Origin of the sequence: Micromonospora sp. LHW51205, from assembly GCF_003315815.1 — a bacterium.
GTDB classification, from domain to species: Bacteria; Actinomycetota; Actinomycetes; order Mycobacteriales; family Micromonosporaceae; genus Micromonospora; species Micromonospora chalcea.
Map to the genome: position 1 here is coordinate 274179 of NZ_QMEZ01000004.1, position 21374 is coordinate 295552.

Sequence of the window (21374 nt, forward strand, 5' to 3'; positions counted from 1 at the left end):
GTCAGGACGCCCCGAGCACCCCGTCGACGAGCGCCTTGGCCTCCTCCTGGATCCGGGCCAGGTGCTCCGGGCCCTGGAACGACTCGGCGTAGATCTTGTAGACGTCCTCGGTGCCGGACGGGCGGGCGGCGAACCAGCCCGACTCGGTGGTCACCTTGAGGCCGCCGATCGCGGCGCCGTTGCCGGGCGCGGTGGTGAGGATCGCGGTGATCGGCTCACCGGCCAGTTCGGTGGCGGTGACCTGCTCCGGCGACAGCTTGGCCAGGACCGCCTTCTCCTCGCGCCCGGCCGGGGCGTCGATGCGGGCGTACGCGGGCGCGCCGAAGCGGTCGGCCAGCTCGGCCCAGTGCTCGCTGGGCGTACGCCCGGTGGTGGCGATGATCTCGGCGGCGAGCAGGCAGAGCAGGATGCCGTCCTTGTCGGTGGTCCAGGTGCCGCCGTCGCGGCGCAGGAACGACGCGCCGGCGCTCTCCTCGCCGCCGAAGCCGACGGCGCCGTCGAGCAGGCCGGGCACGAACCACTTGAACCCGACCGGGACCTCCAGCAGCGGGCGGCCGAGGTCGGCCGCGACCCGGTCGATCATCGAGGAGGAGACGAGCGTCTTGCCCACCGCCGCGGCCGGGCCCCACTGCTCCCGGGTACGGAACAGGTGGCCGATCGCGACGGCCAGGTAGTGGTTGGGGTTCATCAGGCCGCCGTCGGGCGTGACGATGCCGTGCCGGTCGGCGTCGGCGTCGTTGCCGGTGGAGACCGCGTAGTCGTCGCGGGCGGCGATCAGCGAGGCCATCGCGTTCGGCGACGAGCAGTCCATCCGGATCTTGCCGTCGCCGTCGAGCGTCATGAACCGCCACGTCGGGTCCACGAGCGGGTTGATCACCGTCAGGTCGAGGCGGTGCCGGTCGGCGATCTCCCCCCAGTACGCCACGCTCGCCCCGCCCATCGGGTCCGCGCCGATGCGCACTCCGGCGTCGCGGATCGCGTCGATGTCCAGCGCGGCGGGCAGGTCGTCGACGTACCGGGCGAGGAAGTCGTACCCCCTGGTGGTGTCGGCGGCGCGCGCCCGCGCGTACGGGATGCGTCTCACCTCCTTGAGCCCGGCGGCGAGGATCGCGTTCGCGCGGTCCTGGATCCACTTGGTGGCGTCGGTGTCGGCGGGCCCGCCGTGGGTGGGGTTGTACTTGAACCCGCCGTCGGACGGCGGGTTGTGCGACGGGGTGATCACGATGCCGTCGGCGAGGCCGCTGGTCCGGCCCCGGTTGTGGGTGAGGATGGCGTGCGAGACGGCGGGCGTCGGGGTGTAGCCGTCGCGGCTGTCGCGCAGCACCGTGACCTCGTTGGCGGCGAGCACCTCCAGCGCGTCGGCCTCGGCCGGCGCGGACAGCGCGTGGGTGTCCCGGCCGAGGAACAGCGGCCCGTCGAGGCCCTGCTCGCGCCGGTAGTCGCAGAGCGCCTGGGTGACGGCGAGGATGTGGTCGGAGTTGAACGCGTGGCGCAGGCTGGACCCGCGGTGCCCGGAGGTGCCGAAGGAGACCTGCTGCGCCGGGTCGTCCGGGTCCGGGTGCTCGGCGTAGTAGGCGGTGACCAGCCGGGGCACGTCGACCAGATCGTCGGGCTGCGCGGGCTGGCCGGCACGGGGGTGGGCCACTGCGGGATCCTCCTCGGGTTGCGGTGGTGCTGCTCAGGGCTCGACGCGCTGGCCCTTGCCGATCACGACGATGCCGTTGTCGGACACGGTGTAGCGCTGGCGGTCCTTCTCCAGGTCGACGCCGATCTCGGCGCCCTCCGGGACGTGGACGTTCTTGTCCAGGATCGCGCGCCGGACGACCGCGTGGCGGCCGATCTGGACACCCTCCATCAGCACGGCGCCGTCGACGTGCGCCCACGAGTGGACCTTCACCTTCGGCGACACGATCGAGTTCTCCACCAGCGAGCCGGAGATCACCGAGCCGGGCGACACCATCGAGCTGACCGCGCGGCCGACCCGCTCGCCCCAGGCGTGCACGAACTTGGCCGGCGGGTACGGCGGCTGCTCGGTGTAGATCGGCCACTCGAAGTTGTAGAGGTTGAACACCGGGTGCACGTTGATCAGATCCATGTGCGCGTCGTAGAACGAGTCGAGCGTCCCCACGTCCCGCCAGTAGCCGCGGTCCCGGTCGGTGCTGCCCGGCACCTCGTTGTCCTTGAAGTCGTAGACGTTCGCCTCGCCGCGCTCGACCAGCATCGGGATGATGCTGCCGCCCATGTCGTGCTTGCTGGTCTTGTCCGCCGCGTCGCGCTCGACCGCCTCGCACAGCGCCTTCGTGGTGAACACGTAGTTGCCCATCGAGGCGTAGATCTGGTCCGGCGCGTCGGGCAGCCCCACCGCGTCGGTGGGCTTCTCCCGGAACGCGCGGATGCGCTTGCCGTCCTCGCCGACCTCGATCACGCCGAACTGGTCGGCCATCGACAGCGGCTGCCGGATGCCGGCCACCGTCACCCCGGCGCCGGAGGCGATGTGGTCGTCGACCATCTGCCGGGGGTCCATCCGGTAGATGTGGTCGGCGCCGAAGACGATCACGTAGTCGGGCTGCTCGTCGTTGATCAGGTTGAAGCTCTGGTAGATCGCGTCGGCCGAGCCGGCGAACCACCACGGGCCGCGGCGCTGCTGCGCCGGCACCGGCGTGACGTAGTTGCCGAGCAGCGTCGACATCCGCCAGGTCTTGGTGATGTGCCGGTCCAGCGAGTGCGACTTGTACTGGGTCAGCACGACGATCTTGAGGAAGCCGGCGTTCGCCAGGTTGGACAGGACGAAGTCGACCATGCGGTACATCCCGCCGAAGGGGACGGCGGGCTTCGCCCGGTCGGTCGTCAGGGGCATCAGGCGCTTGCCCTCCCCGCCGGCCAGGACGATCGCGAGCACCTTGGCAGCCATGCTCAGACGCTAACGACCCGGAACCGACTTCACCACTCGGACGCCCACACTTGCGCACCGCGTGCGACACGCCGCTCTGCACTAGGGTGCGGGCATGGCACCGATGCGCGTCGACCTGCTCACCCGCGAGTACCCGCCGGAGGTGTACGGCGGCGCCGGCGTGCACGTGGAATACCTCGCCCGCGAGCTGCGCCGGCTCGCCGACGTGCGGGTGCACTGCTTCGGCGCGCCGCGCGACGAGCCCGGCGTCACCGCGTACGCGGAGCCGGCCGCGTTGGCCGGCGCGAACGCCGCGCTGCGGGTCATGGGCGTCGACCTGGAGATGGCCGCCGGCACGGCCGGCACCGACGTGGTGCACAGCCACACCTGGTACGCCAACCTGGCCGGGCACACCGCGAAGCTGCTGCACGGGGTGCCGCACGTGGTCACCGCGCACAGTCTGGAGCCGCTGCGCCCGTGGAAGGCCGAGCAGCTCGGCGGCGGGTACGCGCTCTCCTCCTGGTGTGAGCGGACCGCGTTCGAGGCCGCCGACGCGATCATCGCGGTGAGCGCGGGGATGCGCCGCGACGTGCTCACCGCGTACCCGGCGGTTAACCCGGACCGGGTCCGCGTGGTCTACAACGGCATCGACACCGCGCAGTACGCCCCGGACCGGAACACCGACGTGCTCGACCGGCTCGGCATCGACCCGTCCCGGCCCAGCGTGGTCTACGTCGGGCGGATCACCAAGCAGAAGGGCCTGCCGTACCTGCTGCGCGCCGCCCGCGAGCTGCCCGCCGACGTCCAGCTGGTGCTGCTGGCCGGCGCACCTGACACGCCGGAGATCGGCGCGGAGGTCGAGGAGCTGGCCGCCGAGCTGCGCGCGAAGCGGTCGGGGGTCGTCTGGGTGGCGGCGATGCTGCCCAAGCACGAGGTGATCCAGGTGCTCACGCACGCCACGATCTTCGTCTGCCCGTCCGTGTACGAGCCGATGGGCATCGTCAACCTGGAGGCGATGGCCTGCGAGACGGCGGTGGTGGCGACCGCCACGGGCGGCATCCCGGAGGTGGTGGCAGACGGCGAGACCGGGCTGCTGGTGCCGATCGAGCAGGCCGGCGACGGCTCCGGCACGCCGCTGGACCCGGAGCGTTTCGTGGCCGACCTGGCCGCGCGCATGAACGAGCTGCTGGCCGACCCGGAGCGGATCGCCGCGTTCGGGGCGGCGGGGCGGCGGCGGGCCGTGGAGCACTTCTCCTGGCAGTCGATCGCCGAGCAGACGATCGAGGTGTACCGCTCCGTGGGCGTGTAAGGAAGGGCCCCTTCTTAACGCCTGCGGTAGAGGAAGGGCACCTTCTCAACAGCCCGCCCCTCGCGGTCGGCGGCGGATACAGTCCCCGGATGCCGGATGCGATCTTCGCCCATCCTCGGCTCGCGCCGGTCTACGACGCGTTCGACGGCGACCGGGACGACCTGGACGCGTACCTCGCGATCGCCGACGAGCTGGACGCGCGCGTGGTGCTCGACCTCGGCTGCGGCACCGGGAACCTGGTCCTGCTGCTCGCCCGGCACGGCCGTACCGTCGTGGGGGTCGACCCGGCCAGGGCGTCCCTCGCCGTCGCCCGGTCGAAGGACCGCGAAGGCCGCGTGCGCTGGGTGCACGGCGACGCCACGACGCTGCCACCGCTGCGCGCCGACCTGGCCGTGATGACCGGCAACGTGGCGCAGGTGTTCTGCGCCGACGACGACTGGGCGCGCACCCTGCGGGGCGTCCACGCGGCGCTGCGGCCCGGCGGGCATCTCGTGTTCGAGACGCGGCGTCCCGAGCGCCGCGCGTGGGAGGAGTGGGCGGCGGACACCGCGCCGGTGACCCGGGACGTGCCGGGCGTCGGGCCGGTGGAACGACGTCTCGAGGTCACCGCTGTGGACCTGCCGTTCGTGTCCTTCCGGTTCACGTACCGGTTCCCGGCCGACGGCGCCGTCGTCACGTCGGACTCGACGCTGCGGTTCCGCGACCGGGACGAGGTCGAGGCGAGCCTGGCGGCCGCCGGCTACCGGGTGCTCGACGTGCGGGACGCGCCCGACCGCGCCGGCCGGGAGTTCGTCTTCGTCGCCCAGCGGTCGACCTGAACGTCGCCGTCGGCGGGCCAGAGCGCCCGCAGCCCGCCGACCCTGTGCCCGAGGCGCGGAAAGAGGCCGTTCGTGGCACGGGGCCGGCCGCCGGAAGTCCGCCACCCGTTCGGTGGAACGCCATGGGTGCCTCAGCGCCCTTTTGACACCCATAGCGTTCCACTCACCGCAGCCCACGCTCGTTCGGTGGAACGGCACGGGTGCCTCACCGGCACGAACTCGACGCCCTCGTGAGCGGGTTGAGGGCTCAGGTGAAGTCGCCGAGCGCGAGAGGATCTCGCGCAGTAGGTTGAGCGGGTGACTGGACGGTTCCCGATCGAAGACGTCTCCCCCGTCGTCTCCTGCGGTCGCTACCCGGCCAAGGCGGTGGTCGGCGAGGTCGTGCCGGTGTCGGCGCGGGCCTACCGCGAGGGCCACGACGCGCTCGGGTGCAACGTGGTCTGGCTCGGCCCGGACGGCGCGGCCCGCCCGTTCACCCGGATGCGCCCGGGCGAACCCGGCCAGGACCGCTGGCACGCCACCATCCGCCCGGACGCGGTTGGCCTGTGGCGCTTCGCCGTGGAGGCGTTCCAGGATCCGTACTTAACCTGGCAGAACGCGGTCACCAAGAAGCTCGCCGCCGGCCAGGGCGCGGCCGAGCTGGCGAACGACCTGGCCGAGGGCGTACGGGTGCTGACCGCCGCGCTGGAGCTGGTGCCGAAGGCCGACCGGGATCGCGTACGCGAAGCCGCGCGGGCCCTGGCCGACGACGGCCTGGACCTGCCGCGGCGGGTGAGCGCGGCGCTGGACCTGGCCGACCTGCTCTGGGAGCACCCGGTCCGTGAGCTGGTCACCACCGGCGAGGAGCGCACGCTGTGGGTGGACCGGCCCCGGGCGCTCTTCTCCGCCTGGTACGAGTTCTTCCCCCGCTCCGAGGGCGCGGTCCCGGCCACCGTCGACGCGCCCGCCCGTTCCGGCACGTTCGCCACCGCCATGGAGCGGCTGCCGGGTGTCGCGGCGATGGGTTTCGACGTGCTCTACCTGCCGCCGATCCACCCGATCGGCCGGGTCAACCGCAAGGGCCGCAACAACGCGCTCACCGCCGGGCCGGACGACGTGGGCTCGCCGTGGGCGATCGGCGCGGCCGAGGGCGGCCACGACGCCATCCACCCCGACCTGGGTACGCCGGAGGACTTCCGCGACTTCGTCGCTGCCGCCGCCGACCAGGGGCTGGAGGTGGCGATGGACCTGGCGTTGCAGTGCGCGCCGGACCACCCGTGGGTCACCGAGCACCCGGAGTGGTTTACCACCCGCGCCGACGGCAGCATCGCGTACGCGGAGAACCCGCCGAAGAAGTACCAGGACATCTATCCGCTGAACTTCGACAACGACCCCGAGGGCATCCGGGCCGAGGTGCTGCGGGTGGTGCTGCACTGGGTCGGCGAGGGCATCCGGATCTTCCGGGTGGACAACCCGCACACCAAGCCGTTCGACTTCTGGCACTGGCTGATCGCCGAGGTCAAGAAGGTCGACCCGGACGTGCTGTTCCTGGCCGAGGCGTTCACCCGGCCGGCGATCATGCACGGGCTCGGCAAGATCGGTTTCACCCAGTCGTACACCTATTTCACCTGGCGCACGACGGCGGCCGAGATGCGGGAGTACTGCGAGGAGCTGGTCGCCTCGGTGGACTGGATGCGGCCGAACTTCTGGCCGAACACGCCGGACATCCTGCACTCGTCGTTGCAGCACGGCGGCCCGCCGATGTTCAAGATCCGGGCGGTGCTGGCCGCGCTGCTGTCCCCCTCGTGGGGCATGTACGCCGGGTTCGAGCTGTTCGAGCACGTGGCCCGGCCGGGCGCCGAGGAGTACCTGGACAACGAGAAGTACGAGCTGCGGCCCCGGGACTGGGACGCCGCGCTGGCGCAGGGCCGGTCGCTGGCGCCGTTCATCACCACGCTGAACCGGGTACGCCGGGACAACCCCGCCCTGCACCAGCTGCGCAACCTGCGGTTCCACGACATCGACAACCCGGCGCTGCTGTGCTGGTCGAAGCACGACCTCCAGACCGGCAACACGGTGATCGTGGTCTGCTCGTTCGACTCCCGCGAGGTGCAGTGGGGCAACACCACGCTTGACATGCCGGCGCTCGGGCTGGACTGGCACGAGCGGTTCACCGTGCGCGACGAGCTGACCGGCGCCGAGTACGACTGGGGGCAGCGCAACGCGGTACGCCTCGACCCGTACCTGCAACCGGCGCACGTGCTCACCGTGCGCCGCCCGGCCGCACCGGCCCCCGCCGAACCGGAGCGGCCGGCCGCACCAGACCTGACAGTCGAAGACGTACCCGCCGACCTCTCCGGCGGCACCGCCCCGACCGCACCGGCCGACAAGGACGACGCCCGATGGACCAGCTGATCACCGGCGAGGTACACGACCCGCACGCCGTGCTCGGCGCGCACCCGGCCGGCGGGAGCACCACGATCCGGACGCTGCGCCGCGGCGCCGGCGAGGTGACGCTGCTCGTCGCCGGCGAGGCGCACCCGATGAAGCGGGTGCACGACGCCGGTGTCTTCGAGGCGGTGCTCCCCGGCGAGGTGCTCGACTACCGGGTCGAGGTGGACGGCACGACGCACGACGACCCGTACCGTTATCCGCCCACGCTCGGCGACCTCGACCTGCACCTGATCGGCGAGGGCCGGCACGAGCGGCTCTGGGCGGCGCTCGGCGCCCGCGTGTTCGACGAGGGCGTCGCGTTCACCGTCTGGGCGCCCAACGCCCGCGCGGTGCGGCTGATCGGCGACGTGACCGGCTGGGCGCCGGACGACGGCTGGCCGATGCGGTCGCTCGGGTCCAGCGGCGTGTGGGAGATCTTCGTGCCCGGCCTGCCGGTGGGCACCCGCTACAAGTACCGCATCCTGGGCGCCGACGGCAGGTGGCGGGACAAGGCCGACCCGATGGCCGCGCGCACCGAGGTGCCGCCGGCCACCGCGTCGGTGGTGCACGAGTCACGGTACGAGTGGGGCGACGCGGACTGGCTCGCGCGCCGGTCGCGGCAGGCGCCGCACCAGGAGCCGATGAGCGTGTACGAGGTGCACCTGGGCTCGTGGCGGCCCGGCCTCGGCTACCGGGAGCTGGCCGAGCAGCTCACCGCGTACGTGCTGGAGATGGGCTTCACCCACGTGGAGTTCCTGCCGGTGATGGAGCACCCGTTCGGCGGCTCGTGGGGTTACCAGGTCACCGGCTACTACGCGCCCACCGCCCGGTTCGGCGACCCGGACGACTTCCGCCACCTGGTGGACCGGCTGCACGCCGCCGGCATCGGCGTGCTCCTGGACTGGGTGCCGGCGCACTTCCCGAAGGACGAGTGGGCCCTCGCGCGTTTCGACGGCACCCCGCTGTACGAGCACCCCGACCCGCGTCGCGGCGAGCACCCCGACTGGGGCACGTACGTCTTCGACTTCGGCCGCAACGAGGTCCGCAACTTCCTGGTCGCCAACGCGCTGTACTGGCTGGACGAGTTCCACATCGACGGGCTGCGCGTGGACGCGGTGGCCTCGATGCTCTACCTGGACTACTCCCGTTCCGACGGGCAGTGGGCGCCGAACGTGCACGGCGGCCGGGAGAACCTGGAGGCGATCGCGTTCCTCCAGGAGGTCAACGCCACCGTCTACCGGCACCACCCGGGCGTGCTGATGATCGCCGAGGAGTCCACCGCCTGGCCCGGCGTCACGAAGCCCACCTCCGAGGGCGGGCTCGGTTTCGGGTTCAAGTGGAACATGGGCTGGATGCACGACACCCTGCTCTACACCTCGAAGAACCCGATCTACCGGCAGCACCACCACCATCAGCTCACGTTCTCCCTGGCGTACGCGTGGAGCGAGAACTACGTGCTGCCGATCAGCCACGACGAGGTGGTGCACGGCAAGGGCTCGCTCGCCGGCAAGATGCCCGGCGACACCTGGCAGCGGCTGGCCACCGTGCGGGCGCTGCTGGCGTACATGTGGGCGCATCCGGGCAAGCAGTTGCTCTTCATGGGCTGCGAGCTGGCCGACGACAGGGAGTGGAGCGAGGAGCGCGGCCTCGACTGGTACCTCACCCACGACCCGGCCCGGGCGGGCGTGCAGCGGCTGGTCGCCGACCTGAACCGGGTCTACCGGGCCAGCCCGGCGCTCTGGGCGCAGGACACCGACCCGGCCGGTTTCCGCTGGATCGCCGGGGACGACGTGGCCAACAACGCGGTGTCGTTCATCCGGATCGCCCCGGACGGGCAGACGCTGGTGTGCGTGGCGAACTTCTCCGCGCTGCCGCTGGAGGACTACCGGATCGGCCTGCCCGCGGCCGGTACGTGGGCCGAGGCGCTGAACACCGACGCCCACCATTACGGCGGGTCCGGGGTGGGCAACCTGGGCGAGGTGCACGCGGAGAACGTGCCGTGGCACGGCCTGCCCGCGTCGGTCTCCCTGCGGGTCCCGCCGCTGGGCGTTCTCTGGCTGACCCCGCGTCAACCCTCGGCCTGACCCCGTTGATCATGAAGTTGGCGGCACTCCAGGAGATCCACAAGGCCGTCAACTTCATGATCGACGCTGAAGAGAAGCGTCAGACCAGGTCGGCTTCTCGGAGGAGCTTCCAGAGGCCGGCGCCGTCGGGGGCGCTCAGCCACTTCTGGCCGACCGGGCCGGACGACGGCCGTCCGGCGGGGGCGGGCAGGCTGCCCGCCAGCACCGACTGGGTCGGCGACAGCTGCCGGATCGCCACCCCGGCGACGTGGTCCGGGTGCGCGGCGGCGAACTCCCGGTAGATCTCCGGGTCGTGCTGCCCGTCGTCGCCGATCAGCAGCCACCGCACCTCGGGGAACTCGCGGGACAGCCGGGCCAGCGTGGCCCGCTTGTGTTCCCGGCCGCTGCGGAACCACCGGTCCGCGGTCGGCCCCCAGTCGGTGAGCAGCAGTGGCCCGGCCGGGTAGAGGTGCCGGGACAGGAACCGGGTCAGCGTCGGCGCGACGTTCCAGGCGCCGGTGGACAGGTAGAACACCGGCGCGCCCGGGTGGGCGGTGGCCAGCCGCTCGTACAGCACCGCCATGCCCGGCACCGCCGTGCGGGCGTGCTCGTCCAGCACGAACGTGTTCCACGCGGCCAGCAGCGGCCGGGGCAGCGCGGTCACCATGACGGTGTCGTCGATGTCGGAGAGGATGCCGAACCGGACGGCCGGGTCGAGCACGCGGACCAGCGCCTCCACCGGTTCGGCGTCGGCGACGCTGAGGCGTACGCAGCCCCAGCCGGGGGTGAAGTCGGCCTCGATCACGGTGTCGACGAACCCGCTGCGGTCGGCGGTCACCTCCTGGCGCACGCCGTCGGCCTCGATGGTCACCCGGATGTGCTTGGCGGGCAGCGTGGCGAAGCTGCGCCAGCCCCGCACCTTGTCCAGGCGGCCCCGCCGCCGGGTGTCCGGGCGGCCCAGCAGTACCCGGCAGAGCACCCGCGCCCAGCCCGGGGCGCCGTAGCCCGCGTACGCGATGATGTTGGGCTGCCACCCGGTGCGCCGCAACCGGCGCTCGACCAGGCCGTGCACGGCGTCCTCGAAGCGCGCGGCGCGGTGCAGTCGCGGTACGGCAAGCTGGTCCGGTGGTGTGGGTGGCACGCTGCAACACTGCCACACCCGGCCGGGCCCGGCCACGCGAGTGATCCACACCGATCGGCCCTCGGAGCCGCGTTCCGCCGTGACAGACTGCGGTCGGGGCGACGACGGGGGCGTTGGTCGTGTCGACGACGAAGCGGGACCGGGTGCGGCCGCGTCCGGACGCGGCGGCGCTGGTGGCGTTGCTGCTCGGTGTGGCCGGAGTCGGCTACCGCCTGGTGCTGACGCTGCTCACGGTGCCCGCGTCGAACAGCGACGAGGCCACGTTCGGCCTGGCCGCGCTGCACATCGCCGAGCGCGGTGAGCGGCCGGTCTTCCTCTACGGCCAGCGCTACATGGGCGTGCTGGAGTCCTACCTGGCCGCGCCGCTGGTCGGCTGGGCCGGGCCGAGCTGGCCGGTGCTGCGGCTGCCGCTGCTCGCGCTGTTCGCGGTGTTCCTGTGGCTGGCGTACCGGCTGACCCGCCGCCTGTTCTCCCCCTGGCTGGCGGTCGTCGTGGTGGGCCTGCTGGCGCTCGGCTCGGAGCGGGTGGTCCGCGACCAGCTCACAGTGGTCGGCGGCCGTCCCGAGGTGAAGCCGGCGGTGCTGGCGATGCTGCTGCTCGCGGTCGCGCTCGGCGAGGAGCGGGTCCGGCACCGCTGGCTGGCCACCGGCGCGTTCGGGCTGCTCGCCGGGCTGGCGCTCTGGTCGGACTGGCTGATCGCGCCGTACCTGCTGGTGGCGGGCGTGGTGCTGGTCCTGGCCATGCCCCGGGAGCTGATCGGCTGGCCGGGCGTGCTGCTGGTGGCGGGCTTCGCCGCCGGGATCGCGCCGGTGGTGAAGGACAACATCGTCGCGCCGGCCGGGCAGGACTCGCTGTCGGTGTTCCGGGAGATCAGCACCAAGGAGGGCGTCGCGCCGTCGCTGGCCGAACGGCTGCGCGGCGGGCTGCTGGAGGGGGTGCCGCTGGCGTCCGGCCTGTGCCCGATGGACGGCTGCGCGCGCTGGGCGCAGTGGTTCGGCGTGCTCTACCCGGTGCTGCTGGTGGCCGCCGCGGCGCTCGGGCTGGTCGCGTACCGCCGGGCCGCCGACCACGCCGCGCGGGTCCGGGCCGCGGCGATCCTCGCGCTGGTAGTGGGCGCGGCGTTGACCCTGCTGGCGTACGTGCGCAGCCCGCTCGCCGCGACCGACCCACTCGGCAACTCCAGGTACCTGTCGGTGCTGCAGATCTCGCTGCCGGCCGTGCTGTGGCCGCTCTGGCTGGCCGCCGCGCACGCGCTGCGCAGAACCGCCGGTCCGGCCGCCCGGCTCGGCGGCGCCACGGCGGCCGTGGTGCTGGCCGGGCTGACCGCCGCCACGGTCGCCGGGACCGTGGCGTTCCTGCCCGGCGTGCCGGGCGTACGGGACGAGGAGCGCACGGCCCGCCGCCTGGCCGACACGGTGCGGGAGGCCGGTCTGCGCGAGGTGTACGGGGACTACTGGACCTGCAACCGGCTGATCTTCAACACCGGGGAGACGGTCGCCTGCGGTGTGCTCGACGGGGCGCTCACGCCGGGGCAGAACCGCTATCCGGCGTACTGGCAGCGGGTGGCGCGCGCGCAACGGCCCGGGTACGTGCTGGACGTCGGCTCCCCCGCCGAGCGCACACTGCGGCGGCTGCTTGGTGACCGCGCCGACGCGGCGGTGGTGGCCGAGGTGGGCGGCAGTCGCGTGTACCACCCCGACCGTGCCGTGCGGCCGTGGCGCTGAGCCCGGCCCGTACGCTGTGCCGGTGCTCATCCTGCTGCCCCCGTCGGAGGGGAAGGCCGAGGCCGGCACCGGCCGCCGGCTGGACCTGTCCCGGCTGTCCCTGACCGAGCTGAACCCGGCCCGGGAGGCGGTGCTGACCGCGCTCGTCGACCTGTGCGCCGGGCCGGACGAGACGGCGGCCCTGGCCGCGCTGGGCCTCACCGAGGGGCAGCGCGGCGAACTGCGCCGCAACGCCCGGCTGCGGGAGGCGGCGACCGCCCCGGCCGGGCGGCTCTACACCGGGGTGCTCTACGAGGCGCTGGGCCTGGACACACTGCCGCCCGACGCGCAGCGGGCGGCCCGCCGCCAGGTGCTGATCAGCTCCGGGCTGTGGGGCGCGGTGCGCCTCGCCGACCGGATCCCGCCGTACCGCTGCCCGATCGGGGCGCGGCTGCCCGGGCTCGGGGCGCTGTCGGCGTACTGGCGTGGCGCGCTCGGGCCGGTGCTGGAGCCCGCCGCCGGACGCGGCCCGGTGCTGGACCTGCGCTCCGGCGCGTACGCGGCCACCTGGACGCCGCGCGGCGCGCTCGCCGAACGCACGGTCACGGTGCGGGTGCTGCACGAGCGGACCGTGGACGGCACGCCGACCCGGTCGGTGGTGAGCCACTTCAACAAGGCGACGAAGGGCCGGCTGGTACGGGATCTGCTGCTCGCCGACGCCCGGCCGCGTACCGCAGACGCGCTGGTGGGGGCGCTGCGGGAGCTGAAGTACACGGTCGAGGAGGCACCCCGGGCGGCCGGGCGGCCCCGGCAGGTCGACCTGGTGGTCACCGAACTCTGACCGGCGGGCTTCCCGCAAATTTTGCTCAAGGCTCGGCCGCATCGGTTCCCGACCCGGCCGTTGGCGGCAACGGTAGAGGTACCCCGACTCTGACCGAGGAGCTGCGCCGATGCTCGCCGAGCCCACCTCGCTGCTCGACCGCCCCCGCCCGTCCCCGCCGCTGGACTGGCTGACCCTGACCGACGCCTTCGAGATCGCCTGCATGGTGCGCTGCACGCCGCCGCCGGCCGCCGACGTACGCCGCCTGGACCCCGGACCGCACCGGGGCGGGATCGCCGAGTTCAACCGCGAGGACGCGGCGCACCGGATGCGGCAGCTGCTGGGTCGACTCGACGTGCCGGTGCAGCACGAACTGACCACCGGTGGCCTGCGCCGCCGCTACGAGCTGCACCGGCTGGCGGTGCCGCCGCAGCACCGGGCGGCGTACGCGAATCTGCTCACCACGGGCTGGCGGCAGGGCCGCCGGGAGCTGCTCGGCGGGCCGTTCCCGGGCGCCTCGGCGGCGCGGCGGCTCTGGCGGCCCCGGCTGGCGGCGGCGGCCTGGCGGGCGGCGCTGCTCGCCGGCGGCCGGCACGTACGCCGGCACTGCCTCGGCATCCGGCTGGCCGACCGTGACCTGGCCGCGGTGCTGGTCCGCAGCGCGGCGCTGCTGGAGGTGCCGGCGGCGTTGCGGCCGGGCGCGGGCTGCTTCCTGGTGATCGTGCCCAACGGAGAGCACCGGACCCGGATCACCGAGAGCGCGGAGCTGGCCGCCGCCGGCTGACCGGCCCGGCGGCGGGCTTGCGCGGCGGCGGGTGCACGGCGCAGAGTGCAGCCCGTGAGCCGACACTGGCCTGTGCGCGCCGCCGCCCCGCTCGTGCTGGTGCTGCTGCTCGTCTCCGGCCTGGCCGGATGCCGGGACGAGCCGGCCGAGCCGACCCGGATCCGCATCGCCACCGGCAGCCCGACCGCCGTCTACCACGCCTTCGGCCAGTCGCTCGCCGCCGTGCTCAACCGGGAGCTGCCCGGGGTACGGGCCGAGGTGGTGGTCACCGCCGCCTCGGCGCAGAACGTCCGGCTGGTCGGGTCCGGCGCGGCGGAACTGGGCTTCACCCAGGCCGACGTGCTCCCGGCACGTGAACCCGAGCATCCGTCCGTGCTCGCCGTGGCCCGCGTCTACGACGACCTGCTGCACCTGGTCACCCGCGCCGGCGGCCCGATCCGCACGCTCGCCGACCTGCGCGGCCGGCGGGTCTCGGTGGGCGCCGACGGGTCCGGCACCGAGATCACCGCCACCCGCCTACTGGAGGTGGCCCAGCTCGACGGCGACCGGATCCGCCAGGAGCACCTCGGGCTGGACGACTCGATGACCGCGCTGCGGGAGGACCGGATCGACGCGTTCTTCTTCTCCGGCGGACTGCCCGTACGCGGCGTCGCCGACCTGGCCGAGCGGACCTCGCTGCGGATCGTGGACCTGGGCGAGTGGACCGAGGCGCTGCGCCGCGGGTACGGGCAGGTCTACGTGACCCGGGACATCCCCCGCTCCATGTACCAGGCGGAGCCGGTCAGCACGGTGGCGAACCCGAACTACCTGATCGTCCGCGCCGACCTGCCCGCCGCGCTGGTGCGCGACGTGACCCGCCTGCTGATGGAGCGCCGGGCGGAACTGGCCGCCGCGCACCCGGCGGCGGGCCGGATGAGCCAGCGGTCGGCGATCGTCACCACCCCGCTGCCGCTGCACCCGGGCGCGGCGCAGTGGTACCGCGCCGCGAAGCCCTGAGCCCGCGCGCGGTCAGCGGGTGGCCGGCTCGCCGTCGTGTCGCGGGCCCACCGGCTCGGCGGTCTCGGCCTCCCCGCCGGCCTCACCCGGATCGTCGGCGGGCGCCGGGAACCACAACTCGGCGACCAGGCCCCGGGGCTCGCCCCGGCGCATGGTGAGCCGGCCGTCCGAGGCGTCCACGAGCACCGCCGCGATGGTCAGCCCGAGGCCCGCGCCGTCCACGTTCTGCACGTCCGGCGCCCGCCAGAACCGTTCGGTTGCCTGGTCGAGCTGGCTGGCCGTCATGCCCGGGCCGGTGTCCCGGACGGTGAGCGTCGTACCGCCCTCGGCGGCGCGGACCGTCACCGTCACCTCTCCCCCGGCGCCGCTGAACTTCACCGCGTTGTCGATCAGGGCGTCCAGCGCCTGGTCGATCGCGGTGGGTACGGTGCGGGCGTACACCGGCTCGCCGTCCGCGTCCAGGCGCAGCGCGACGTCGCAGTGCCGGGCCAGCGGCAGCCAGGCGGACACCCGGGACGCGGCGGTGGCGGCGGCGTCCACGGTGACCCGCTGGTTCTCCTCCCGCTCGGCGCGGGCCAGGGTCAGCAGCGCGTCGAGCACGGTGGCCAGCCGGTCGGTCTCCTCCAGCGCCAGCCGGTGCTCGGCCCGCCCGTCCGCGTCGCTGAGGCTGGGACCCAGTTCCTCGACCCGCAGCCGCAGCGCGGTCAGCGGGTTGCGGAGCTGGTGGCTGGCGTGCGCGACGAAGGCGCGCTGCCGGTCCATCACGTCGGAGACCGCGTCGGCCATGTCGTTGAAGCTCGTCGCGAGCCGGCGCAGCTCGGGTGGGCCGAGCCGGGGGCGCACCCGCGCGGTCCGGCGGCCCTCGGCGATCTCGTGGGTCACCGCGTCCAGCTCGGTCACCGGGCGCAGCACCCAGCCGGCCAGCCCGAACGCGGTGGAGACGCAGGCCAGCACCGCGAGCAGGCCGATGCCGGCCAGCAGCAGCCACCACGCGCTGACGGTGCGGCGCACCCCGTCCGCCGGGCTGGTGGTCACCACCGCGCCGAGCACCTCGCCGCCGTCGTTGATCGGCACGGCCGTCACCACCGGCCCGCCGTCCCACGGCCAGACCGACTCGGGGCCGCTGAACTGCTGCCCGGACAGCGCGGTGTCGAGCGCCGCGCCGGTGCCCGCGCCCGGCTCCCAGGCCGACGAGGCGGCGACGGTACGGCGCTCCCGGTCCACCACCGCGGCACCGATGCCGTAGAGGGCGTCGTAGGCGGCCAGTTCCCCGTCGAGCGGACCGGGGCTGCCGCCGCGCAGCGCCGGGCCGGCGAGCGAGGCGAACCGGGTGGCGTCGGCGAGGCGGTCGGCGCGTACCCGGTCGGTCTCCCGGGAGGCCAGCGTGAACGCCAGCGGCGTCTCCAGGGCGATCAGGACGAGCACCATCAGCAGCAGGTAGCTGATCACCAGTCGGCGCCGCACGGGCCCCTCCTCACGCGCCGCGGAGCCGGTAACCGACCCCGCGCACGGTCTCCACCAGCGTCGCGTCGCCGAGCTTGCCGCGCAGCGACCCGACGTGCACCTCCACGGTGTGCCGGTCGGCCCAGGTGGTGCCCCACACGTCGAGCAGGATCCGCTCGCGCGGCACCGCCACCCCCGGCTGGCGGGCCAGCGAGAGCAGGATGTCGAACTCCTTGCGGGTGAGCGACACGTCCCGGCCGTCCACGCTCACCGTCCGGCCGCCGACGTCGATGCGCACCGGCCCGGCCTCGATGAGGTGACGCTCCGGGACGGTGTGCGCGGCGCGGCGCAGCACCGCCTCGATCCGCGCCTGCAACTCCACCATCGAGAACGGCTTGACCACGTAGTCGTCGGCGCCCAGCCGCAGGCCCAGCACCCGGTCGCGTTCCTCGCCACGGGCGGTCACCGCGATGATGCCGAGCTGGCTGCTGCGGCGGCGCAGCTCGCGGCACACCTCGGTGCCGTCGCCGTCGGGCAGCGTCAGGTCGAGCAGCACCAGGTCGCAGGGGGCGGCGGAGAGCGCCGCGGCGACTGTGGCGGCGTGTTCCACCTGGTAGCCGCGCCGGGTCAGCGCGGACGACAGCGCGGCGGCGACCCGACGGTCGTCCTCGACCAGGAGGATCCGCACCCGTTCCTCCCTCCGCTCGACGTGTGCCCTGCGAATGGTGGCAGACGCGCCGCCGGGACGCGAGGCCGCTCTAGGCTGCTGGCGTGATCTACAAGATTCTCTCCGACGACGAGTGGGCGCGGGCACGGGCGGACGGGCGGTTCGCCGGCACCGCGATGGACCGGCAGGACGGCTACGTCCACCTGTCCGCCGCCGACCAGGTGGTGGAGACCGCGCGGAGGTTCTTCGCCGGGGTCACCGGCCTGACCGTGCTCGCGGTGGACGAGTCCCGGCTCGGCGACGCGCTGCGCTGGGAGGCCTCCCGCGGCGGCGCGCTGTTCCCGCACCTGTACGCCGCGCTGCCGGTGGACGCTGTCGTCGCCGCGCATCCGCTGCCGGCCGACCGGCCCGCCGCCGACGCGGTGGCCGAACTGCTCGGGTGAGCGCTCGTTATGCTGCGTCGAGCCCGCCCGACGGCGCGACGCGCCCTGCCACGATGCGAGTTGAGATGACTGACAGCAACGACCGGTCCGCCTCCGTCTTCGTCCACCCGACGGCCGACGTGGAGGACGGCGCCAAGGTCGGCGACGGCACCAAGGTCTGGCACCTGGCGCACATCCGGTCGAGCGCGCAGGTCGGCGCCGGCTGCGTGATCGGCCGCAACGTCTACGTCGACGCGGGCGTCACGGTGGGCGACCTGGTGAAGATCCAGAACAACGTCTCGGTCTACCAGGGCGTGACCATCGAGGACGAGGTGTTCGTGGGTCCCTGCGCCGTGTTCACCAACGACTTCCGCCCGCGCGCACAGAATCCGGACTGGACGATCACGCCGACGCTGATCCGGCGTGGCGCCTCGATCGGCGCGAACGCCACGCTCGTCTGCGGCATCGAGGTGGGCGAGTACGCGATGATCGCCGCCGGTTCGGTGGTGACCCGCGACGTCAAGCCGTACCAGCTGGTGGCCGGCAACCCGGCCCGGCCGAAGGGCTGGGTCGACGCCAAGGGCGAGGTCGTCTCCCGCGACGTCGACAACCCGCCGCACCAGGGCTGACCAGGCGACGAGGGGCGACGACCAGGCCGGTCGTCGCCCCCGTCACGGTTACGCCTCAGCCGCAGAGCCGGCCGACCTCGTCCCGGAAGCGGTCCATCGGGTTCGACCCGGCCGGGCCGAGCAGGTACTCCTTCAGCTCCCGTCGCGCCCCGGTCATCGGGTCGTCGCCGGACCGCGTCACGTCGAGGATCTTCGCCAGCTCGCCGCAGTCCGCCGAGAGCAGGTACGCCGCGCGCGCGGTCGGGAACTGCCGGCGGAACTCGTCCTCGGACAGACCGGCCGGGTTCGCCACCACGTACGGCCGCTCGCTCTGCACGAAGTCGGAGACCACGCTGGACACGTCGCTGACCAGCAGGTCGGTGACGTTGAAGCAGTCGAACAGCCCCGGCGTGCGGCCGGTGACCACCAGGTGCGCGGTCCCGTCCAGCGAGGACGGATCGATGTCGCCGCCGGCCGCCTTGATCCGGCCCACGATCCGCTCGTGCACGGCCCGCGCCTTCGCCGACCGGCTGCCGGTCAGCGGGTGCGGCTTGTAGATCACCCGCACGTCACCGGCGGCGAGCAGGCCGGAGACGATCCGCTCCCCCATCAGCACCAGCGAGGTGTGGTACGGGTCGTCGTCGAGCCAGCCCTCCCAGGTGGGCGCGTAGAGCACGGTGAAGCGGTGGTCGGCGGCGCCGGAGCCGAACGTGTGCACCCCGGCGAGCTGCGGCCGGCCGACCTCCACGATGTCGCGGTCCAGCACGCCGACGTCGGCGCGCGCGTACCGCTCCCGCCCGGCCGGCCCGGCCACCCAGACCTCGTCGTACACCTTGCTGTACGGATTCACGCTCGCCTGCTTGTCGCTGTCGCCGTGGCCGACGAAGACGTGCTTGACGCCCGGTTCCCGCAGCAGGTGGATGTTGGCGCCGACGTTCGCGGCGTACAGCGCCACGCGCAGCGAGCTGAGGTCGAGGTTCATGAAGTCGACGCCGGCCGGCACGCAGATGACCGGCAGCCGGGTGTCGGCGAGCTGCTCGAACGCGTCAGCGGCGCGCAGCAGAACCACCGCGCGGCGACCGGTCGCCTCCACCGGCGCGAGCCACATGTTGGCCTGGTAGACGTCCTTGGCCGGGCCGGCGAAGTAGAGCGCGACCTCGGGCCGTTCCCGGGCGAGCCAGTCGTGCACGGCGGGCAGCACGCCCGGCTGGCTGCCCCGGCCGCGCAGCGCGGTCAGCGCCAGCACCGCGGCGGTGACCAGGCCGACGGCGAGCGTCACCAGGCCGGTGACCACCACCGGGGCGACCTGGTCGAGCGCGGCGGCCGCCACCGCCGCCGGCACCAGAAGCACGTTGAGCAGCGGCATGTTCAGCCCGGCCAGCCACCGCGCCCAGGCCGGCGGCACCGGGACGCGCCGCAGCGCGCCGAGGTCGATGTTGCGGGTGTACGCCGGGGGGTCGACCCGCCCGTCGATCACCTTCGTCACCGCGTTCGTGGCTACCGCAACGGTCCAGAGCGCGGCGGGCAGCAGCAGCACCGCGATCGTGCCGGCCACGCCGGGGCGGGCCGAGACGACCACCAGCAGGACCACCGACAGGTCCCGCACCAGCCGCCGGAAGGTCTCGCCGAGCCCGGCCTTGTCGAGCAGTTCGGCGGTCGGAGTGTGCCGCCCGGCCAGGGCCAGTTCACCGGCGAAGGCGACCACGGCGGCCACCGCGAACGGCACCACCAGGCCGAGTACTCCGGAGAGGACCATGACCGCGTAGCCGAGGAGCGTCGCGCCCACCGCGGCGAGACCCTGCTGGCTGCGAATTCTGCTCAACAACGACACGCTCCCTGTCTGCCCCGACGTCGGCCAGGTTCGATTCGGACCGCTGCGACCCTAAACGGGTCACATGACACAAGTATTGCCGGGGTGTCCGGCAGGTGAACGGCGGACGCCGATCGGCTGGTGGCGACACGCGACGGGCCCCGGCCGTGATCACGGCCGGGGCCCGGTACGCGCGTGTGCGGTCAGCCTCCGATGACCACCCGGCGCACGCCGGTCCAGCGCTCCGGGTCGGTGACCCGCCGGCCGTCCACGAGCACCGTCACGCCGGGCAGGTCGGCCGGGGACAGCGTGCGGTACTCCGCGTGGTCGGCCTGGATCACCGCGGCGCCGAGCGGCTCGCCGTCGTAGCCGGGCAGGCCGTGCGCGGCCAGCTCCTCGTTGCTGTACATCGGGTCCGACACGTACGGCACCGCGCCCCGGCGGCGCAGCGCCTCGACGGTCGGGAAGACGCCGGAGAAGGCGGTCTCCTTGACGCCACCGCGGTAGGCGGCGCCGAGCACCAGCACGCCGACCCCGGTCAGGTCGCCGTACGCGGCGGCGAGCAGGTCGACCGCGTACTCCGGCATGGCCGCGTTGGCCTCGCGGGCCGAGCGCACCACGGTGGCGGCCGGGTCGTTCCACAGGTACATCCGCGGGTAGATCGGGATGCAGTGGCCGCCGACCGCGATGCCCGGCGAGTGGATGTGGCTGTACGGCTGCGTGTTGCACGCCTCGATGACCTTGGTGACGTCCACGCCCACGGTGTCGGCGAAGCGGGCGAACTGGTTCGCCAGGCCGATGTTCACGTCCCGGTAGGTCGTCTCGGCGAGCTTGGCCAGCTCGGACGCCTCGGCCGAGCCGAGGTCCCACACGCCGTTGGGGCGGTCCAGGTCGGGCCGCTCGTCGAAGTCGAGCACCGCCTCGTAGAACCGGACGCCGTGCGCGGCCGACGTCTCGTCGATGCCGCCGACCAGCTTCGGGTAGCGGCGCAGGTCGGCGAAGACCCGGCCGGTGAGCACCCGCTCGGGGCTGAACACGAGGTGGAAGTCGGTGCCGGCGGTGAGGCCGGAACCCTCGGCGAGCATCGGCGCCCAGCGGTTGCGGGTGGTGCCGACCGGCAGCGTGGTCTCGTAGCTGACCAGCGTGCCCGGCTTCAGCCCACGGGCGATGGCCCGGGTGGCGTCGTCCATCCAGCCGAAGTCCGGCACGCCCTCGGCGTCCACGAACAGCGGCACGACCACGACGACCGCCTCCGACTCGGCGACCGCGGCGGCGGTGTCGGTGGTGGCCGACAGCAGGCCGGCGGCGACCGTCTCCTTCAGCTTGACGTCCAGGTCGGCCTCGCCCGGGAAGGGCACCGCACCGTCGTTCACCAGCTGGACGACCCGCTCGGAGACGTCGGCGCCGATCACCCGGTGCCCCTTGGACGCGAACTGCACGGCCAGCGGCAGACCGATCTTGCCGAGCGCGACGACGCAGATGTTCATG

At 73.5% G+C, this 21374-nt stretch carries 17 protein-coding genes; 10 read left to right on the forward strand and 7 right to left on the reverse strand.

The window, feature by feature from the left end; genetic code table 11:
* Position 1: 1 nt before the first annotated feature.
* Both pgm and glgC read right to left on the reverse strand, forming a co-directional pair.
* Positions 2-1645 carry a phosphoglucomutase (alpha-D-glucose-1,6-bisphosphate-dependent) gene (gene pgm / locus DQE82_RS17265; RefSeq protein WP_113973207.1) on the reverse strand — a complete coding sequence of 548 codons (1644 nt, stop codon included), beginning with the start codon at positions 1643-1645 and terminating at the stop codon, positions 2-4.
* Positions 1646-1678: 33 nt separating this feature from the next.
* Complete coding sequence (glgC, locus tag DQE82_RS17270) at positions 1679-2911, reverse strand: glucose-1-phosphate adenylyltransferase (protein WP_043325096.1); 1233 nt, start codon at positions 2909-2911, stop codon at positions 1679-1681.
* 94 nt (positions 2912-3005) lie between these two features.
* Here glgC and glgA point away from each other — a divergent pair, with 94 nt between their 5' ends.
* The 4 genes from glgA to glgB all read left to right on the forward strand — a co-directional run bounded on the left by glgA (position 3006) and on the right by glgB (position 9513).
* On the forward strand, positions 3006-4199 hold the full coding sequence (glgA, locus tag DQE82_RS17275; protein ID WP_113973208.1) for a glycogen synthase: 1194 nt from the start codon (positions 3006-3008) through the stop codon (positions 4197-4199).
* An 89-nt stretch (positions 4200-4288) separates the two neighbouring features.
* Entirely contained in the window at positions 4289-5017 is a 729-nt protein-coding gene (locus DQE82_RS17280) for a class I SAM-dependent methyltransferase (protein ID WP_064447488.1), read from the forward strand.
* A gap of 297 nt (positions 5018-5314) precedes the next feature.
* A complete protein-coding gene (locus tag DQE82_RS17285) occupies positions 5315-7411 on the forward strand; it encodes an alpha-1,4-glucan--maltose-1-phosphate maltosyltransferase (protein WP_113973209.1) in 2097 nt (698 codons plus the stop codon).
* Complete coding sequence (gene glgB, locus DQE82_RS17290; protein WP_113973210.1) at positions 7399-9513, forward strand: 1,4-alpha-glucan branching protein GlgB; 2115 nt, start codon at positions 7399-7401, stop codon at positions 9511-9513. Before DQE82_RS17285 ends, glgB begins: the two co-directional genes overlap by 13 nt.
* Before the next feature lie 79 nt (positions 9514-9592).
* Here the strand turns inward: glgB and DQE82_RS17295 are convergent, their stop codons facing one another.
* Positions 9593-10633: an App1 family protein gene (locus DQE82_RS17295; protein WP_043330371.1), complete on the reverse strand. Its 1041-nt coding sequence runs from the start codon at positions 10631-10633 to the stop codon at positions 9593-9595.
* Positions 10634-10752: 119 nt separating this feature from the next.
* Between DQE82_RS17295 and DQE82_RS17300 the strand changes: the two genes are divergently transcribed.
* The 4 genes from DQE82_RS17300 (at position 10753) to DQE82_RS17315 (ending at position 14936) form a co-directional block, all read left to right on the forward strand.
* The gene (locus DQE82_RS17300; protein ID WP_113973211.1) at positions 10753-12357 is read left to right on the forward strand and encodes a hypothetical protein; all 1605 of its coding nucleotides are present in this window, start codon (positions 10753-10755) and stop codon (positions 12355-12357) included.
* 16 nt (positions 12358-12373) lie between these two features.
* The gene (gene yaaA / locus DQE82_RS17305) at positions 12374-13177 is read left to right on the forward strand and encodes a peroxide stress protein YaaA (protein ID WP_084789663.1); all 804 of its coding nucleotides are present in this window, start codon (positions 12374-12376) and stop codon (positions 13175-13177) included.
* Between the two features lie 109 nt (positions 13178-13286).
* The gene (locus DQE82_RS17310) at positions 13287-13940 is read left to right on the forward strand and encodes a hypothetical protein (RefSeq protein ID WP_030499746.1); all 654 of its coding nucleotides are present in this window, start codon (positions 13287-13289) and stop codon (positions 13938-13940) included.
* A gap of 54 nt (positions 13941-13994) precedes the next feature.
* A complete protein-coding gene (locus tag DQE82_RS17315; RefSeq protein WP_083297126.1) occupies positions 13995-14936 on the forward strand; it encodes a TAXI family TRAP transporter solute-binding subunit in 942 nt (313 codons plus the stop codon).
* Between the two features lie 12 nt (positions 14937-14948).
* Here DQE82_RS17315 and DQE82_RS17320 read toward each other — a convergent pair whose 3' ends face one another.
* Together DQE82_RS17320 and DQE82_RS17325 are read right to left on the reverse strand one after the other, a co-directional pair.
* Positions 14949-16400 carry a HAMP domain-containing sensor histidine kinase gene (locus DQE82_RS17320; protein ID WP_064447481.1) on the reverse strand — a complete coding sequence of 484 codons (1452 nt, stop codon included), beginning with the start codon at positions 16398-16400 and terminating at the stop codon, positions 14949-14951.
* Between the two features lie 10 nt (positions 16401-16410).
* Positions 16411-17067 (reverse strand): response regulator transcription factor, encoded by a 657-nt coding sequence (locus tag DQE82_RS17325; RefSeq protein WP_043325105.1) that lies wholly within the window; start codon positions 17065-17067, stop codon positions 16411-16413.
* An 83-nt stretch (positions 17068-17150) separates the two neighbouring features.
* Between DQE82_RS17325 and DQE82_RS17330 the strand changes: the two genes are divergently transcribed.
* Both DQE82_RS17330 and DQE82_RS17335 read left to right on the forward strand, forming a co-directional pair.
* Entirely contained in the window at positions 17151-17489 is a 339-nt protein-coding gene (locus DQE82_RS17330; RefSeq protein WP_043325106.1) for a DUF952 domain-containing protein, read from the forward strand.
* A 65-nt stretch (positions 17490-17554) separates the two neighbouring features.
* Positions 17555-18097, forward strand: coding sequence for an acyltransferase (locus tag DQE82_RS17335; protein ID WP_030499741.1), 543 nt, complete (start codon positions 17555-17557; stop codon positions 18095-18097).
* A 55-nt stretch (positions 18098-18152) separates the two neighbouring features.
* On the opposite strand, the gene DQE82_RS17340 is transcribed toward DQE82_RS17335, so the two are convergent.
* Positions 18153-19901 (reverse strand): CDP-glycerol glycerophosphotransferase family protein, encoded by a 1749-nt coding sequence (locus tag DQE82_RS17340; protein WP_069090033.1) that lies wholly within the window; start codon positions 19899-19901, stop codon positions 18153-18155.
* Between the two features lie 188 nt (positions 19902-20089).
* On the reverse strand, positions 20090-21373 hold the full coding sequence (locus DQE82_RS17345) for a nucleotide sugar dehydrogenase (protein WP_043325107.1): 1284 nt from the start codon (positions 21371-21373) through the stop codon (positions 20090-20092).
* Position 21374 lies beyond the last annotated feature (1 nt).

Bases quoted from the DNA above. Each gene is read 5' to 3' on its own strand.
- glgC (WP_043325096.1), bottom strand. From the start codon at position 2,911: ATGGCTGCCAAGGTGCTCGCGATCGTCCTGGCCGGCGGGGAGGGCAAG.
- glgA (WP_113973208.1), top strand. From the start codon at position 3,006: ATGGCACCGATGCGCGTCGACCTGCTCACCCGCGAGTACCCGCCGGAG.
- DQE82_RS17280 (WP_064447488.1), top strand. From the start codon at position 4,289: ATGCCGGATGCGATCTTCGCCCATCCTCGGCTCGCGCCGGTCTACGAC.
- glgB (WP_113973210.1), top strand. From the start codon at position 7,399: ATGGACCAGCTGATCACCGGCGAGGTACACGACCCGCACGCCGTGCTC.
- DQE82_RS17310 (WP_030499746.1), top strand. From the start codon at position 13,287: ATGCTCGCCGAGCCCACCTCGCTGCTCGACCGCCCCCGCCCGTCCCCG.
- DQE82_RS17335 (WP_030499741.1), top strand. From the start codon at position 17,555: ATGACTGACAGCAACGACCGGTCCGCCTCCGTCTTCGTCCACCCGACG.
- DQE82_RS17345 (WP_043325107.1), bottom strand. From the start codon at position 21,373: ATGAACATCTGCGTCGTCGCGCTCGGCAAGATCGGTCTGCCGCTGGCC.